This is a genomic window from Cupriavidus sp. D384, from assembly GCF_001652915.1.
GTDB lineage: Bacteria > Pseudomonadota > Gammaproteobacteria > Burkholderiales > Burkholderiaceae > Cupriavidus.
This window is the reverse complement of record NZ_BBQI01000090.1, coordinates 385,912-402,014: the sequence shown is the minus strand read 5'-3', so window position 1 is coordinate 402,014 and position 16,103 is coordinate 385,912. Positions and strand designations below refer to the sequence as shown.

Sequence of the window (16,103 nt, the reverse complement as noted above, 5' to 3'; positions counted from 1 at the left end):
TGGATTTTTTCCGGTAGAATGCGCCCCTTCACAGACAGGTCCGCGTTTTTATGAAAACCACCTTCCTGGATTTCGAGCAGCCGATTGCCGAGCTCGAGGCAAAGATCGAAGAACTGCGTTTTGTGCAGGACGATTCGGCTGTCGATATTTCCGAAGAGATTTCGCGGCTGGCCGGCAAGAGCCAGCAGCTGACCAAGGATATCTATGCCAACCTGACCCCGTGGCAGGTTGCGCAGATCGCGCGTCACCCCCAGCGTCCGTACACGCTGGATTACGTGCGCGAGATCTTCACCGACTTCCATGAACTGCATGGCGACCGTGCCTTTGCGGACGATCTGTCGATCGTTGGGGGTCTGGCGCGTTTCAACGGCCAGGCCTGCATGGTCATCGGCCATCAGAAGGGCCGCGACACGAAGGAACGCGCGCTGCGCAACTTCGGCATGTCCAAGCCCGAGGGCTACCGCAAGGCCAAGCGCCTGATGGAACTGGCCGACAAGTTCGGCGTGCCGATCTTCACGTTCGTCGACACCCCGGGCGCATTCCCGGGCATCGATGCCGAGGAGCGCGGCCAGTCGGAAGCCATCGGCCATAACCTCTATGTGATGGCTGGCCTGAAGGTGCCCCTGATCGCCACGATCATTGGCGAAGGCGGTTCGGGCGGCGCGCTGGCGATTGCCGTGGGCGACGTCGTGCAGATGCTGCAGTTCGCCACGTACGCCGTGATCTCGCCGGAAGGCTGCGCATCGATCCTTTGGAAGACGGCCGAGAAGGCGCCCGAAGCGGCCGAGGCCCTGGGCCTGACCGCGCACCGCCTGAAGGCGCTGGGCCTGATCGACAAGATCGTGAACGAGCCGCTGGGCGGCGCGCATCGCGATCCGAAGGGCATGGCGACGATGCTCAAGCGCACGCTGGCCGAATCGCTGCGCCAGTTCCAGGGCATGAGCGTCAAGGAACTGCAGGCCCGCCGCCACGAGCGCCTGATGGCCTATGGCAAATTCAAGGAAACCGGCGCCCAGGAGTGATGTGAGCGCTGAAGACTCGACGCACCTCACCGCGCGTCTGACCGACAAGGTCGCACAGGCTGTTCAGGCCAGTGCGGCCTTTGTTGTTTCTGAGGATGGCCGTCCCGTAACCGTAGCCGTGGCGCTGTCTGGTGGCCGCGATTCGGTGGCGCTGCTGCACGCGACGCGCGATGCGCTGGCCGCGGCGTGCCCGCTGGCGCGCGTGGTGGCGTTGCATGTGCATCATGGGCTGCAGGCCCAGGCCGACGAATGGGACCTTTTCTGCGCGGCGCTGTGCACGGACCTGCGGGTGCCGCTGGCGAGCACGCGCGTGACCGTGCAACCCACGGCGGGCGAGGGCATCGAAGCCGCGGCGCGGCGTGCCCGGCATGCGGCGCTGGGACGGATGTGCCGCGAGCAGGGTGCCCGACTGCTGCTGTTCGCCCATCATCGCGACGACCAGGTGGAAACCGTGCTGCTCCGGCTGTTTCGCGGCACCGGCGTCGCCGGCATGGCTGGCATGCCGGCCAGCCGCCCCCTCGATGCCCTTGGCGATGCCGAAGGCGAGGTCCGGCTGCTGCGCCCCTGGCTGGACGTGCCGCGCGCCGACATCGATGCCTACTGCGCAGCGCATGGCCTGCGCTGGATCGACGATCCCTCGAACACTGACACGCGCTTTGCGCGCAACGCCCTGCGCGCCCAGTTGCCAGCGCTGCTGCAGGCCTTTCCCGCGCTATACGACAACGTTACCCAGGCCGCCTCGCATTTTGCGCAGGCGGCCGGCATGCTCGACGCGCTTGCCGCCCAGTCTCTTGCCAGGCTGGTCTGCAGCGGGCGCGACGCCGATACCCTTTCCGAGCTCGATCTAGCGGGTCTGCGCGCCTTGACTGCGGAGCATGCCGACGCGGTGCTGCGGCACTGGCTGCGCGATCTCGGCGCGTTGCCGCCATCCACGGCCCGCCTGGCCGCAATGCGTATCCAGCTGATCGAGCATGAAGGTGGCGAGCCTGCCGTGGCGCACGACGGCCTGATCCTGCGGCGCTTTCGCGATCGTGTGCTGGCCTGCCGCGCGGTGCCTGCGGGGGTGCCGGCGCCGTTCGCGTTCGAATGGCGCGGCGAGGCGCGCATCGTGGTGCCCGCCTGGCGGGGGGAGCTGCACTTCGACAGGGATGACACGTTTGGCGTGCCTGAGGCCATCCTGAGGGCACCGCTGCGCCTGGCGGCCAGGGCAGGGGGGGAGCGCATCGTGCTGCGTCCGGGCGGCCCGGCAAGGGCGCTGAAGCAGGCGTACCAGGAGGCGGATATCCCGGCCTGGCGGCGCGCCCATCTGCCGCTGCTGTGGAGCGGCGACACACTTGTGCTGGCCGCCGGACTGGGCATGCATCGCCGCTGGCCGGCGGATACGCCACATGCGCCGCGCTGGCGCGTGACGTGGTTGTCAGGGCCGGAACGGGGTGATTAGACCTGCCATCGGCTGTTAAATAGGGACAGATAGAATCCGCTATGTGAATATTTTTCACATAAAAATCGCGCCGAATGTGTGGCGTTTTTGCGGGATTTTCGCCCTTCGGCCTTTACGGGTAGCCACTCTTGGTGTAATTTCATCGGCTTTGCACAACCGCTGGCGTCGACAAGAAGATGGCTCTCATCGTTCACAAATACGGCGGCACTTCGATGGGTTCCACGGAACGCATCAAGAATGTCGCCAAGCGCGTGGCCAAGTGGCACCGCGCAGGTCACCGCGTTGTCGTGGTGCCTTCGGCCATGTCGGGCGAGACCAATCGCCTGCTGGGCCTTGCCAAGGAAATCTCCGCACAGCCGGACCCGCGTGAACTGGACATGCTGGCCTCGACTGGCGAGCAGGCCAGCGTGGCGTTGCTGGCGATCGCGCTGCACGGCGAAGGCATCGACGCGGTCAGCTACACCGGCTGGCAAGTGCCGGTGAAGACCGATTCGGCTTTCACCAAGGCCCGTATCGAGTCGATCGATGACGAGCGCATCCTGGGCGACCTCGACGCCGGCAAGGTGGTGGTGGTCACCGGCTTCCAGGGCATCGACGACGAAGGCAACATCACCACGCTGGGTCGCGGTGGTTCGGATACCTCGGCCGTGGCTATCGCCGCCGCCATCGAGGCCGACGAGTGCCTGATCTATACCGACGTGGACGGCGTGTACACGACTGATCCGCGCGTGGTCGAGGACGCCCGCCGGCTGGACCAGATCACCTTCGAGGAAATGCTGGAAATGGCCAGCCTGGGTTCGAAGGTGCTGCAGATCCGCTCGGTGGAATTCGCCGGCAAGTATCGCGTGAAGACCCGCGTGCTGTCGTCGCTGACCGACCCCCTGATGCCGCTCGAACAGGAAATGCATTCGGGCACGCTGATTACTTTTGAGGAAGAGTCTGAAATGGAAGCAGCCGTCATCTCCGGCATTGCCTTTGCCCGTGACGAGGCCAAGATCACCGTGCTGGGCGTGCCGGACAAGCCGGGCATCGCCTACCAGATCCTGGGCCCGATCGCCGACGCCAATATCGACGTCGACATGATCATCCAGAACCAGTCGGTGGACGGCAAGACCGACTTCACGTTCACCGTGCCGCGCGGCGACTACCAGCGCGCGCTGACCATCCTGAACGACAGCGTGAAGGCCCATATCGGTGCCGCCAGCGTGTCGGGCGACCCGAAGGTGTCGAAGGTGTCGGTGGTGGGCGTGGGCATGCGTTCGCACGTGGGCATCGCCAGCAAGATGTTCCGCACGCTGTCGGAAGAGGGTATCAACATCCAGATGATCTCCACCTCGGAAATCAAGATCTCGGTGCTGATCGACGAGAAGTACATGGAGCTCGCCGTACGCGCGCTGCACAAGGTGTTCGAGCTGGATCAGGCGTGATCCGCTGCTGAATATTCCGGCGGGCAGGATTGGCGTGATTTTTGTCACGGGTCACGAGAAATTCATTGACCAGTCGAGACTGCCTCGCTAGAATACGCGCTCTGTTGTGCAGCCTCCCTTGCACAACAAAAGTTTGGGAGACGTGGCCGAGAGGTCGAAGGCACTCCCCTGCTAAGGGAGCATCCGGGCCAAAACCTGGATCGAGGGTTCGAATCCCTCCGTCTCCGCCAATACATCTGTATAGGCGGCGAACCCCGGAAGATCGCGGTCTTCCGGGGTTTTGTTTTTTGGAGCGGGATTCAGGCGGTACCCTATGCCGCGCAGGTGTTACACCGGTACCTGTGAGAATCCGAATGGCGGCCAACATCCAGCTGCGCGGCAGCGGCTACTACTTCCGCCGCAAAATCCTCCTTAGACCTCATCGCGCAGCACAGCGGCAAGCGCGAGATTATCCGCAGCCTGGGCACGAAGAACCGGGCCGAGGCCGAGCGCCTTGCGCGCACTATCTGTCGAGCTTGACGACGCGTGGCAGACCATGAGGGCAGAGTGCCATTGCCCCACAGAATGCGTCCGCGGGCCAGCCCGGCAACGCGAATCCTGCGCCAACAGGTCAGACACTCGAATCCCTTATCTCACTGTGGCAGCGCGATAGGCAGCCCACGGCCTAAACGGTCGATGCCCGTGCAGTCCGAGAAGCGAAAGACCCCGACATCCACGAGCCTGCTTTGGTATCCGCTGACCGTGAGTCGGGCGTCCTGATACAAACTATTAGGGGACTGTCATGGCTGAGAAGCCCGGTGCGCTGTCAGGATTGATGGGCGGCCTGTTTGGTACCTCGGGGCCACCCATCGTCTTCTATCTGTACCGGCAGCCGCTCACCACCGACGTCGTCCGCCGCGCGCTGCTGGTGATGTTTGCCAGCAACGCCAGCGTGCGCCTGGTGCTGGTGGCCTTCTCCATGGGGCTGTCTTCCCACGCGCTGCTGCTCTGCGTACTGTCGTTCCCCATTGTCCACTTCACTACACGGCTGACCATGAAGATGCCCCCACCAGTGCGCCCGACCGTGATGCGGCCACTTGTTGCTGCCTTGCTCGCGCTATCGGGCATCGCCATGATTGCAAGGTGACGGGGCGGGGTGGTGGTGTGGGTTCGAACGTAGCGATAGAGCTGGCAGATCAGCCCGGGATCGGGGTGAAGGGCGAATCGTACCCAACGTTGCTCTCGGACGGGTCCGTGGTCTGGATGTTGATGCCGTCATCGTAGATGACAGTCGGTTCCTTGTAGTCGGGCACCATCAGGCCCTTTCGGAAGATGGCGCCGGGTGAAAGGCATCCATTGGCAAGAGTCAGGCGGTGCGCCTCAATGCGGTGGTGGACCGATTCAATCTCCGGGGCGGCTGGCAGCCGGGTGGCGCAAGCCGCTAGCTCGACGCACGGAGCCTGACCGCCGCGGCTCGCCGCGAATCTACAACGCCTTTACACGCAACTTGCAATGCGCACTACGGCCCCGTCCGCGCCGCACGGCGAGTTGGTCCCTTTGGCCTGGCGCCGGGCTGACACCGTGACGTCCGGATAAGGATGGTGGCCTTGCCCGGCCAGTACCCCCTTCCGGTAGTCATCCCTCCCAGTCATGCATTCCTCAGGCGCGCTTCAAACGGCCCGGCTTGGACCGGATTTTGCGTCGCCTGCGGGAAACGGCTTCACGGGAGATGTCATGCCGACGATAGTTGCCGGATTTTCCGATCGTTCCGCGGCGGGTGTCGCATGTCAGGCGCTTGCTGACCGATACCAGGGTCTTGGCGTCGCCTTGCGTCTGGCATCGGAAGGTGGCGGCGAACATGACGAGGATGGCGTGCTGTCAGGGCTACGCAGTCTGATGGTGGAAATCGTCGGTGTGCAAGGCACGGACGGCGACGAGCGTCCGGATGGATGCGCGGCGAGACTGGAGGTTTCCGGCGTGCCGGCGACGCAACTGGAAGACGTCAAGACGCTGCTGGCCACGTACCAGGCCGTCTTTATCAGCGAACTCCCTGACGGGGCAGCCAGCGAAGAGGATTCCCAGGAAAGCCGGTGAGGCGGAGGGCAATCCCACCGTGTCCCCCTCCGGCAAGCGCAAACCGCCGACAGCGAGGTGCCGGCGGCATGACGGCGCGCAGGTCAAGCGCGGCGACATAGCGGGATCAGTCACCATTTCACTGTCACGGCGCGAAGCGCAAGCCAGTACCGTTCCTCGCGATTCCGAAGACCGGCGTCGCCGATGAAGCAGCGGTTCGCCCTCGACGCCACTCCCATAACGCAAAAGTCCTGGTGTCCCCCGTCACGCGGGCCGACACTCCGGCGTTGACTTCGCCGCCGCAGATGCCCCTTTCCGGGTGAAGAAAGGTCCACATGCGGTGCGGCGCCTTTCTTCATGCGAGCGCGGCGGCAAGGCGCCATACCGAGAAGAGGCTCAAGCCACTAAACTGGTGTCAGGTCTTTGAAAGGGCGGCTTATGACGAAAAGTTCGGTCCGGCAAGCAGCTGGCTCTGAGTTTTGCGTAGTAGGCATCGGGGCGTCCGCCGGCGGCATTTCGGAACTGCAAACACTCCTGAGTGCCGTGCCGGCGGGGTCCTGCCTGACGCTCGTGGTCGTGCAGCACCTGACGCCCGGGCAGAATGACCGCCTGCTTGACCTTCTCTCGCGATGGTCGGCGCTGCCGGCAAGTCAGGCGCGCACCGGAGAGCGTTTGTGTGCCGGTCATCTCTACGTGGCACGCAGCGACGAAGTGCTCACGGTCGGGGGCGGAGTCTTTCACTCTTCCTGCGACGAAAGCGGGCACCGGCGTCCCGGGATCGATAACATCGACGCGTTCCTGGAGAGCCTGGCCAGTGCATACGGGCCGAGGGCAATCGCCGTCATTCTCTCGGGCATGGGAAGCGATGGCGCCGACGGCGCCGCATGCGTCGGGCAGAACGGCGGCACCGTGATCGTGCAGGACCCGCTTACCGCGATGCATGACGGCATGCCACGTGCCGTGATCGAGCGCAGCGCCGCCCATTATGTCCTTCCGGTCAGCAAAATCATGCCGCAGCTGCGGCAATGCGCAACGAGAGAATACGAGAGACCTGTCAGGACAGTCGACTCGACCGCCGCGACGTTTGCGGCTGTCGACGGGATTGTCGGGCTGATCCGCTGGCAGGAAGGCCTCGATCTCGGCGGCTACAAGGCGTCGCCGTTGCTCTGGCGCATTAGGAAGCGCATGGACGAGCGCCGCGTCATGCTGCTGCGCGACTACGAGTCGTTGTTGCGCGACGATCCGGCAGAACTGCAGGCCCTGATTCGCGGCCTGCCGATTCATGTGACCGGTTTCTTTCGCGATCCGGCTGCCTGGGAGGCCCTGAATACTGATGTCGTCCTGCCGCTGGTGGAAAGCCGCAAGAACACCCCATTGCGCGCATGGACCACAGCGTGTGCCACAGGCGAGGAGGCATACTCCGCCGCGATGCTGCTGGCAGAATCGATGGCGCCCGGAGACGGCCGCGCCGGGTTCCAGGTTTTTGCGACTGACGCATCGCCGGAAATTGTCGCGCGGGCCAGCCGGGGCGTATTCTCGCAGGCAGCCATGCAGCAGGTGTCCCAGGCGCGCAGGTCAATGTTCTTCTATGGCGCCGACGGTATCTATCGCGTCAAGCGCGACCTGCGCGAGCGGATGGTGTTTGCACCGCACGATCTTCTGGTCAATCCGCCGCTGCCAGACCTGGACCTTGTCACGTGCCGCAATTTGCTGATCTATCTGAACAGCAATGCCATCGACCGCGTTCTGGCATTGCTGCATGCCGCGCTGCGCATCGGAGGCTATCTCTTCCTCGGGATCAACGAAGCCTTGCCCGCCCACCAGCGGGGCTTCGAAATCGTTTCAAGGCGCTTTGGCATCTATCGGAAGGTAGGTGCCGCGGCGGGGGGCCATATCCGGACCACGACCCAGCACGAGGCGCTCGGAGACCGCGCGGCTGCGACGGCCATCGCGCACCGGGCGGCCATCGCGCACTACGACCTGCCGTCGGTCATGGTGGACCAGGAATTACGGATTCTGGAGTTCTACGGCGATACCAGCAACTATCTGCGGCAGGCGACCGGGCAGCCCGGCGACAACCTGCTTGATCTGCTGGAACGGGACGTGGCGATCGAATTCCACGCTGCTGCCGCAGAGGCCATCGCCGCCAGCCGGCCGGTGACGCTGCAATGCATTCGCGATCGCGTCAGCGGCAGGTATCTGTCGAAGTTGCGCGTGACGCCGGTGCGATCCGTCAACGGCACGGCGGAGGCCCGGCTTCTGGTTTCCTTCATCCCTCCGGAAGCCAGTACGGCAACCCAGGACGGCACCGATGCGCTGTCGTGCGACGGGACAGACAGGGCCCAAGACATCGAAGCGAACAATATCGCGATGCGCGCGTCGTATGCCGAAATCGATGCGTCGCGCGAAGAACTTCAGGTGCTCAACGAAGAACTGCGGATATCGAACGAGCAACTCAAGGAGAAGCTCACCGAGCTTGAAATGCAAAGCGGTGTCCTGAGTGCCGGCGCGGTGATGACGTTATTTCTCGACGAACGGCTGCGCATCCAGTGGTTCACGCCAGCGATCACCGCCTTGCTGCCGCTGATGCCTGCCGACGTTGGCCGCCGGGTCACCGACCTGAACGCCAGGTTCGACGATGCGGCGTTTCTTGCCGATGTGCGCAGCGTGCTGGCCTGCCGCGCGCCGCGGGAAGCCGAGGTCTGCAGCCAGGACAACCGGTGGTATCTGCGTCGGATCCGGCCGTATCTCACCGCTGCGCAGGCGGTGGCAGGCGTTGCGATAACGTTCACGGACATCACCGAACGCAAGTGCGCAGAGCAGGCGCTGCACGAGAGTGCAGGGCGCAGCGCGTTTCTGGTGCGGCTGGCCGATTCGTTTCGCTCGCTGTCCATCGCCTCCGATATGCAGGAAACCGCGGCGCGCCTGCTGCGCGAGCAACTGAATGCCCTGCGTGTCATCTGGGTCGAGAAAGACGATGGCGGCATGCCGCGCATCGCGGCCATCGACTGTGCGCCAGAGGCAGCCGACGTTGGCCGGCGCTATGTGGTGGGTGGCAGCGCGGAGCACGTTCCGGGCGAGCTGCTTTCGCCTCACAAGAGTGGAAACGACGGGACGGCCGAGAACTTCCCCGTGGCCGCCGCGCATGACATTGCCGATGGCAATCTCGCAATCGGCGCGTGGGCGAACCTGCCCACGATGTCGTGCGGACGGGTAACCGGCACGCTGGCCGTGCATCTGCGAACACAATACCGCTGGTCGGCCGAGGAACTGACATTCCTGGAACTGGTGGCGGAACACACGTTGGCAGCCGTGGAGCGTGCGCGGACAGAGGAGGAACTCCGCGCGCGCAATGTCGAACTCGAACGCTTCAATGCAGCGACGGTGGGCCGCGAACTGCGCATGATCGAACTCAAGGCACAGGTCAACGCATTGCGGCAGCGGCTGGGCGAAGCGCCCGACTATCCGCTGGACTTTGGCGCTGCGCACGGAACCGGAGATGTCTGATTGCCGTGCGATTGCATTGCTTCACGAACGCGGGCAGCACCGGCGTGGGGTTGCCGCCTACAGGCCGAAGATCAGGGAACGATGGGCCGAGACGCCTGCGGCCACACCGGCAGCGGATGCGAACGTCGCGTTGCTCCACATCGTCGATGCATCGCCGGCGGCGAACACGCCGGGCACGCTGGTCTGCTTCAGGTCGTCGACGCGAATGACCGGGCCCATCGGACCTTCGTCGAATGCGCAGCCGAGCTGTTCCGCCAGGGGGCTTGCCATGTGCGTGCGCGGCCCCACGAAAAGCGCATCGATGCGGATCACGCGGTCATCGGCAAGGCGCAACCCCGTCAGGTTGGGCGCATCGCCCAGGACTTCGACGACGGGTGCCGGCTCGACCCGCACATTGCGGCGGGCCAGCAGCGCGGCTTCGTCGGATGTTGGCACGACGATGCCTTGCGTGAACCATGTCGTCGGTCCCCAGTCTGGAACGAGCATGGCCTGATGGATCGACAGCGCATGCGTCGCCAGGACGCCGAGTTGCTTGTCCGCAACCTCGTAGCCGTGGCAATACGGGCAATGCAGCACCGATACCCCCCAACATTCCGCCAGGCCGGGCAACGGCGGAAGTTCGTCGCGCAGGCCTGTCGCCAGGATCAGCCGATCGGCGCTGGCCGTGTGTCCGTCGCCGTGCGTCACGACGAACCGATCATCGGCGCGCTGTGCCGCGGTTGCCTCGCCCGCCACGATGCGTGCCGTCGGATAGGCGGCAAGCTGGGTCCTGGCTTCGCCGACGATGGCTGCCGGTGCCTTGCCATCCTGTCCCAGGAATCCGTGCGAATGGGGTGCAAACCGGTTGCGAGGCTTGGCGCCATCCAGCACCAGTACGCGGCGCCGGGCCCGCGCCAGCTGCATGGCGGCTGAAAGGCCGGCGAAGCTGCCGCCGACCACGATGACGTCATAGTGCGTATCCATGATTTCCTCCTGCGCTTCACGCAACATAAGAAGTTGCATGATAGCGCCATGTTAAACTTTCATGCAACCTGAAAAGTTTCCTGAGATGGCGGTCCACGATGAGAACCGATAGCCGTATATCTCGCGTCTTGCACGCGTTGATCCACATGAAGCATGCCGATGGCCCGCTGACTTCCGAAGCGCTGGGCGAAATGCTTTGCACCAACGCGGTCGTTGTCAGGCGCCTGTTCGGCGGTCTGCGCGACATGGGGTACGTGGTGTCGGAAAAGGGGCACGGCGGTGGCTGGGTGCTGGCCAGGCCGCTGGAGGACATTACGCTGCTGGATGTCTATCGCGCGGTTGGCGAGCCCCCGCTATTTTCGGATCTGGTGTCCCGGGACCATCCCGAATGCATGGTGGAGCAGGCCGTGAACGCGCACTTGTCGGCAACCGTGCTGGAAGCCGAAGCCGTGATGCTGGCAAAGTTCGGGAAGGTCACGCTAGCGATGCTGGCGCACGAGTGCGAAGGGCCGGCCCGGGCGAAATCGCCGAAAGGGCGTGCCCGTGTGCCGGAAGGTTCGCCGCCGCGAGCCAGCGAAGATTGATACCGGGCGGGGCGCAGGCCGCGCGTTGTTCGTCCCGGGCGCCTGCCTAGCGCCGGCCACCCCGGCCGCCGCCACCGAACCCGCGTCCCCCACCGCCGCCACTGCCGCGGAAGCCGCCTCCGCTACCGGCGGCGCTGCCGCGGGAGCCTGAACCAAGGCTCGAGTTGCCGCGGTTCAGGTCGCGCTGCATCTCGCCGCGGCCATTGCCGACGCCGTTGAACCCGCTGTCACGGCCCGACGCACCGTCGCGGCCACGGAATCCGTTGCGCGTCTCCGCGCCGGGCGAACTACGGCCGAATTTCTCGCGCGACGCGTTGTCGCGGTAGGCCACCCCCTGGCGATGTCGGGCGTCGTGCTGCCAGCGGTCTCCAGACAGTTTGCTCGAATCGAAGTTGCGGTCGATATTGCGGGCCTTGTGATGCTCGATATGGACGTTGTTGTTGTTCCAGTCGCAATTGCCGAAGATTGCCGCCGCCGTGATCAACCCCACGCCAAAGGCGATCCCCGAACCGTAGCCAGGATAGTAGGCGGGATAAGGCGGCCAGTAGTAGTACGGGTAGGCGGGATAGGCCCAGGCACCATAGACCACGCCCGGGTCGTACGCCGGCACGTAGATCGTCTGCGGATTGGCCGGCTCGATGATCACAACGCTCTGGCCGGCTGCCGTCGTTTGCGTGGTGACCGTCTGCTGGGCATTGGACTGCAGGTTGCCGGTCTGCCGCGCCTTTGCGCGTAGCCGCTGGACGGCATCGAAGACGTCCTTTTGCTGTGCCAGGAAGGCGTCGCCGAGATTCTGCGTCCAGTCGATCTTGTCGTTCATCGGCTCAAGCACCTGCGGAAAGGCGAGAAGCGACTTCACGCTGGCGTCCCACGTCTCTTTCTGCGCGGCCTGGATGGCGGCGTCGCCCTTCAGGTCGGGATGCGCCTTCAGCCAGCGGGCGGCCAGGACGATTTCCATCGGATAGGTGGAAGCCATCAGCACCTGGGAAAGCAGGCTGTCCGGGTACAAGGCGATCGGGGCCACCAGCGCCTCGATTTCCTCGGGCTTGTACGCGGCGCCGGCCGGCTTCTGCACGGCGGCCAGACGGGCCTGGTCCAGCGATTGTGCCGGTGCGGCGCCCGGTGCCTGCGCCGTGGCGTCGGCCGCGCCGGTCGCTGGCGGATTGGTCTGGCACCCGGCCAGCATCAGCGCGATGCATGCCGTCACGATGGCGCGGCGGTTCATGGCGCTACCCGCCTCCAGCCCGGGGCTGGATCGAATGTCTGGGTGCCGGACGCCTTCATTTCGGTCTGCGGGCCGAGGTTGCGTTCATAGACGATCCCGAGGTGGTTCACCATGAAGGTCATCACGCCTGTGTCGCCGTAGCGCACCGGCCACGCGATCACGGCGAAGCCGCCGAAGAGCTTGCCGTCCACCACATAGTTCAATGCGCCGGACTGCGCGTGCTTGCCCTGGGCGGTGAGCAGTTTGAAGCGGTAGCCGTTGTAGCCGTCCGCGCCCTGGTTGGGCCGGCTGGCATCGCTGAAGGCCTCGCCAAGCGGGCTCGGAGGCTCGCCTGGCGCGGTGGGCCAGTACAGGCCGTCGTGCTTGCCGGGGCTGCTGGCGAGCTTGCTGGCATAGACGAGAAGCTTGTCGCCGTCATGCGCGGTCTCGGCGTAGTCGTCCTGGGCGTCGCGTATGGCAAGCAGGGTTTGTATCGCGGCCAGTTCGTTGCGCCCGATCCGGCGTACGCGCATTTCCTGCAGGCCAGTCCGGGTGTCGAACTGCCAGCCGGCAGAGCGCTTCACCAGCGGGACGGGCAGGGTCCATCCGCTGTCGCCCACCACGATGAACGCATGCCCGTTGGCGGTTCGAACGGAGTGGGACACGTTCCACGCGCGAATGAATGTCTCGCGGGCCGCGTCGCCGGGGGGCGGGACAATCGCCCGGAAGTCGTCGCCAAGCATCTGGGTAAGCGCGGGCTGATCGTCGGCCAGTACCGCCTCGCCAAACGCGCGCATGCCGTCCTGGGCCGTGTCGAAATGCTGCTGGGCAAGCGCTGCCTGCGCCAGCAGGGCGAAGACGGTCGCCAGGCCCCAGGATCGCAACGAGGCAAGGCGCAATCGGAACGGACCTGGCCGTATCGTCATGACATGGTTTCCTGAGTGCGCGGACATCATCGTCCCATGCGTCGGTTGTAGGCGTTGTAGATGCGCTGCACCAGATCCCTGGCCTTCGGGTCCGGCGACGCGAACTGGACATTGAGCGTGCCGTCGGCCTGCGTGCGGAACGCGGCACTGATGGTCGTCGCCCCTGCGCGTCCGGTGATGGAACCGGCGCGCCGGTCTGCGCTGATGTCGGCCAGCCCTTCATCGCGAAATGCTCGTACGGCGGCACTGAACGAGCGGTCAAAGGTGGTCAGGGGCGCGCTGGCGAACGTCACCGGAACGATATTGGCGGGGGCCGCGAGCGCCTCGCCGCCGCCCAGCATCCATGCCAGGAGCGAAAGGCCGACAAGGGGCCGACACTGCCATGATCGTCCAAGCGTTTCCATGACGGCCTTGGTCTGCGCGATCCGGTTGGCGCGGGGCGGTTGCCGCCGCGCGCGTCGCCGATCCGATCTCGCATGAGGTCTACCCCGCACAGGGTGCCGGGGCATCGGCTGCAACGGGCGTTGGCAATCCCGGCGGACCCTCCGGACCGCCCGCTACTTCATTTTATGGGTAGGCAGACCGGGCGCAATGGCACTTTGGGGTAACACCGGCGCAGCTGCAGCCGCGCCCCGGCAATGCAGTCTGCGGGGCAGGGGCAGGCCGGGTCCGCACCCTTCAGGCCCGTACGCGCTGCGCCGCCCATCGCCGATACCGGCGCACGCGGCAGGCATCGGATACCTGTTGCAGGATCAGCGCGCGCAGCGGCGACACCCCGGGATGGGTGGCCTTGCCGCGGCTCAGGTTGCGCAGCTGGAACTTGACCGCAGCCATGTTGGCCAGCGACGCCAGCACCTTGTTTTTCCAGGTGATGGGCAGCAGCGCCGGTTCACTGTCCTTGCCGGCGAGCCAGTCGCGCGGCAGGTTGGGATTGATGGCCAGGGCGGTGCCGATGCCAACCATGTCCACGCCGCTGCGCACCACCTGCTCGGCCACGGGCTGGCGGCGGATGCCGCCGGTGACCATCACCGGCATCTGCGCCACGGTGCGGATGTCGCGCGCGAACTCGACGAAGTAGGCCTCCCGGGCCAGCGTCCGGCCGTCGCGCGCCTGGCCCTGCATGGCGGGCGCCTCGTAGCTGCCGCCCGACAACTCGACCAGGTCGACGCCCAGATCGTTGAGCATTTTCACGACTTCACGGGCGTCCTCGACGCTGAAGCCGCCGCGCTGGAAGTCGGCCGAGTTGAGCTTCACCGCGACCGCGAAGCCTGGCGAGACCGCGGCCCGTACCGCCTTGACGATTTCAATCAGCAGCCGGGCGCGGTTCTCCAGCCGGCCGCCCCATGCATCGCTTCGGCGATTGGTCAGCGGCGACAGGAACTGGCTCAGCAGGTAGCCGTGCGCCGCGTGGATCTGGACACCCGTGAAGCCGGCCTGCTGGCCCAGTTGCGCGGTGCGGGCAAAGCGCCGGATGACGTCTTCGATCACGTCCTGCGTCATGGCCCTGGGCGTGCCGAAGTGCTTCGACATATTGCCCAGGTCCATCGGCACGGCGGACGGAGCCCAGGTGGGCTGCTTCAGGCTGGCGGGCATCTGACGGCCCGGATGATTGATCTGGAGCCAGAACTGCGCCCCGTTGGCGCGGCCCGCGCTGGCCCAGCGGCTGAACCGGTCCAGATGCGTGGCGTCTTCGAGCACGACGCCGCCGGGCCCCGTCATGGCGCGCCCGTCCACCATCACATTGCCGGTCAGCAGCAGGCCGGCGCCGCCGTCTGCCCATGCCTTGTACAGGCGGATCAGCGCATCGGACGGCGCATGGTCGGCGTCGGCCATGTTCTCTTCCATCGCAGCCTTGGCAATGCGGTTGGGGATGCTGGCACCGTTGCCAAGCACCAGCTTGTCGAACACGTTCATGAGGTCACCTGGTGGGAGCGTGTGCCGACTTTAAGCTTAAAGCTGACTTTAAGGTCAAGGGTTTTCTGGCGCGCCCGGATCCGGCCGCAGGAAGCCGGCAGGCCCGCCCCGGAAGCGGGACGGGCCTGCAGGACCGATATCCGTCAAAGGCGCCTAGCTGCGCACAAAGGCCAGCAGATCGGCATTGATGGTGTCGGCGTTGGTGGTGGGCATGCCGTGCGGAAAACCGGGGTAGGTCTTCAGCGTGCCGTTCTTCAGCAGCTTGGCGGACAACGGCGCCGAATCGGCATAGGGAACGATCTGGTCGTCGTCGCCATGCATGACCAGGACGGGAATGGTGGCGCGCTTCAGGTCCTCGGTGAAATCGGTCTGCGAGAACGCCACGATACCGTCGTAGTGGGCCTTGGCGCTGCCCATCATGCCCTGGCGCCACCAGTTCCGGATGACCCCTTCGGACGGCTTCGCGTCCGGGCGGTTGTAGCCGTAGAAGGGGCCGGTGGGAATGTCGAGGTAGAACTGCGCGCGATTGGCGGCAAGCTGCGCCTGGAAACCGTCGAAGACGTCCTTGGGAAGACCGCCCGGGTTGCTTTCGGTCTTGACCATCAACGGCGGCACGGCACTGACAAGCACGGCCTTGGCGACGCGATCCTCGCCATGGCGCGCAACGTAGTGGATGACCTCGCCGCCGCCCGTGGAATGGCCGACGTGGACGGCCTTTTGCACGCCGAGGTGTTTCACCACTGCCGCCACATCGTCGGCGTAGTGATCCATGTCGTGACCGTCCCAGACCTGGCTTGACCGCCCGTGGCCGCGCCGGTCATGGGCCACGACCCGATAGCCCTGCGCCAGGAAGAACAGCATTTGTGCGTCCCAGTCGTCGGCGCTGAGCGGCCAGCCGTGATGGAAAAAGATCACTTGCGCGTCGCGCGGCCCCCAGTCCTTGTAGAAGATATCAACGCCGTCCTTGGTTGTGACGTATCCCATGCTCGCTTCTCCTGTTTGGTGCAGCCATGAACCATCGATTCGCGAATCCGGCGGACGGCGCGGGCACGCCGCAGCCGGT

The 16,103-nt window shown here is 65.3% G+C and carries 14 protein-coding genes and 1 tRNA gene; 9 read left to right on the top strand and 6 right to left on the bottom strand.

Features of this window, described 5'->3' with window-relative positions:
- The first annotated feature begins 50 nt into the window (after window positions 1-50).
- The 8 genes from A9J21_RS19585 to A9J21_RS19550 all read left to right on the top strand — a co-directional run bounded on the left by A9J21_RS19585 (window position 51) and on the right by A9J21_RS19550 (window position 9,449).
- On the top strand, window positions 51-1,022 hold the full coding sequence (locus A9J21_RS19585; protein WP_066738727.1) for an acetyl-CoA carboxylase carboxyltransferase subunit alpha: 972 nt from the start codon (window positions 51-53) through the stop codon (window positions 1,020-1,022).
- Window positions 988-2,463: a tRNA lysidine(34) synthetase TilS gene (gene tilS / locus A9J21_RS19580; RefSeq protein ID WP_197497531.1), complete on the top strand. Its 1,476-nt coding sequence runs from the start codon at window positions 988-990 to the stop codon at window positions 2,461-2,463. The genes A9J21_RS19585 and tilS overlap by 35 nt, the downstream gene beginning before the upstream one ends.
- Window positions 2,464-2,639: 176 nt before the next feature.
- Window positions 2,640-3,890 carry an aspartate kinase gene (locus A9J21_RS19575; protein ID WP_066738726.1) on the top strand — a complete coding sequence of 417 codons (1,251 nt, stop codon included), beginning with the start codon at window positions 2,640-2,642 and terminating at the stop codon, window positions 3,888-3,890.
- Window positions 3,891-4,026: 136 nt separating this feature from the next.
- Window positions 4,027-4,120: transfer RNA gene (locus tag A9J21_RS19570), tRNA-Ser, on the top strand.
- 190 nt (window positions 4,121-4,310) lie between these two features.
- Window positions 4,311-4,409: a DUF6538 domain-containing protein gene (locus A9J21_RS32715; protein WP_404851398.1), complete on the top strand. Its 99-nt coding sequence runs from the start codon at window positions 4,311-4,313 to the stop codon at window positions 4,407-4,409.
- A 262-nt stretch (window positions 4,410-4,671) separates the two neighbouring features.
- Complete coding sequence (locus tag A9J21_RS19565) at window positions 4,672-5,016, top strand: hypothetical protein (protein ID WP_156546014.1); 345 nt, start codon at window positions 4,672-4,674, stop codon at window positions 5,014-5,016.
- Window positions 5,017-5,603: 587 nt separating this feature from the next.
- Entirely contained in the window at window positions 5,604-5,963 is a 360-nt protein-coding gene (locus A9J21_RS19555; RefSeq protein WP_156546012.1) for a hypothetical protein, read from the top strand.
- Window positions 5,964-6,380: 417 nt separating this feature from the next.
- Entirely contained in the window at window positions 6,381-9,449 is a 3,069-nt protein-coding gene (locus A9J21_RS19550; RefSeq protein ID WP_082926516.1) for a chemotaxis protein CheB, read from the top strand.
- A 57-nt stretch (window positions 9,450-9,506) separates the two neighbouring features.
- Here the strand turns inward: A9J21_RS19550 and A9J21_RS19545 are convergent, their stop codons facing one another.
- Window positions 9,507-10,412 carry an NAD(P)/FAD-dependent oxidoreductase gene (locus A9J21_RS19545; protein ID WP_066738941.1) on the bottom strand — a complete coding sequence of 302 codons (906 nt, stop codon included), beginning with the start codon at window positions 10,410-10,412 and terminating at the stop codon, window positions 9,507-9,509.
- A gap of 98 nt (window positions 10,413-10,510) precedes the next feature.
- Between A9J21_RS19545 and A9J21_RS19540 the strand changes: the two genes are divergently transcribed.
- Window positions 10,511-10,996: an Rrf2 family transcriptional regulator gene (locus tag A9J21_RS19540; protein ID WP_066738716.1), complete on the top strand. Its 486-nt coding sequence runs from the start codon at window positions 10,511-10,513 to the stop codon at window positions 10,994-10,996.
- A 46-nt stretch (window positions 10,997-11,042) separates the two neighbouring features.
- Here the strand turns inward: A9J21_RS19540 and A9J21_RS19535 are convergent, their stop codons facing one another.
- From A9J21_RS19535 to A9J21_RS19515, 5 genes are all read right to left on the bottom strand, one after another.
- Window positions 11,043-12,221: a DUF3300 domain-containing protein gene (locus A9J21_RS19535; protein WP_082926515.1), complete on the bottom strand. Its 1,179-nt coding sequence runs from the start codon at window positions 12,219-12,221 to the stop codon at window positions 11,043-11,045.
- Window positions 12,218-13,126: a DUF2950 domain-containing protein gene (locus tag A9J21_RS19530; RefSeq protein ID WP_156546010.1), complete on the bottom strand. Its 909-nt coding sequence runs from the start codon at window positions 13,124-13,126 to the stop codon at window positions 12,218-12,220. The genes A9J21_RS19535 and A9J21_RS19530 overlap by 4 nt, the downstream gene beginning before the upstream one ends.
- A gap of 26 nt (window positions 13,127-13,152) precedes the next feature.
- A complete protein-coding gene (locus tag A9J21_RS19525; RefSeq protein WP_156546008.1) occupies window positions 13,153-13,530 on the bottom strand; it encodes a hypothetical protein in 378 nt (125 codons plus the stop codon).
- Window positions 13,531-13,804: 274 nt separating this feature from the next.
- Entirely contained in the window at window positions 13,805-15,040 is a 1,236-nt protein-coding gene (locus A9J21_RS19520; RefSeq protein WP_066738712.1) for an NADH:flavin oxidoreductase/NADH oxidase family protein, read from the bottom strand.
- A 153-nt stretch (window positions 15,041-15,193) separates the two neighbouring features.
- Window positions 15,194-16,024, bottom strand: coding sequence for an alpha/beta fold hydrolase (locus tag A9J21_RS19515; RefSeq protein WP_066738710.1), 831 nt, complete (start codon window positions 16,022-16,024; stop codon window positions 15,194-15,196).
- Between the last annotated feature and the right edge of the window lie 79 nt (window positions 16,025-16,103).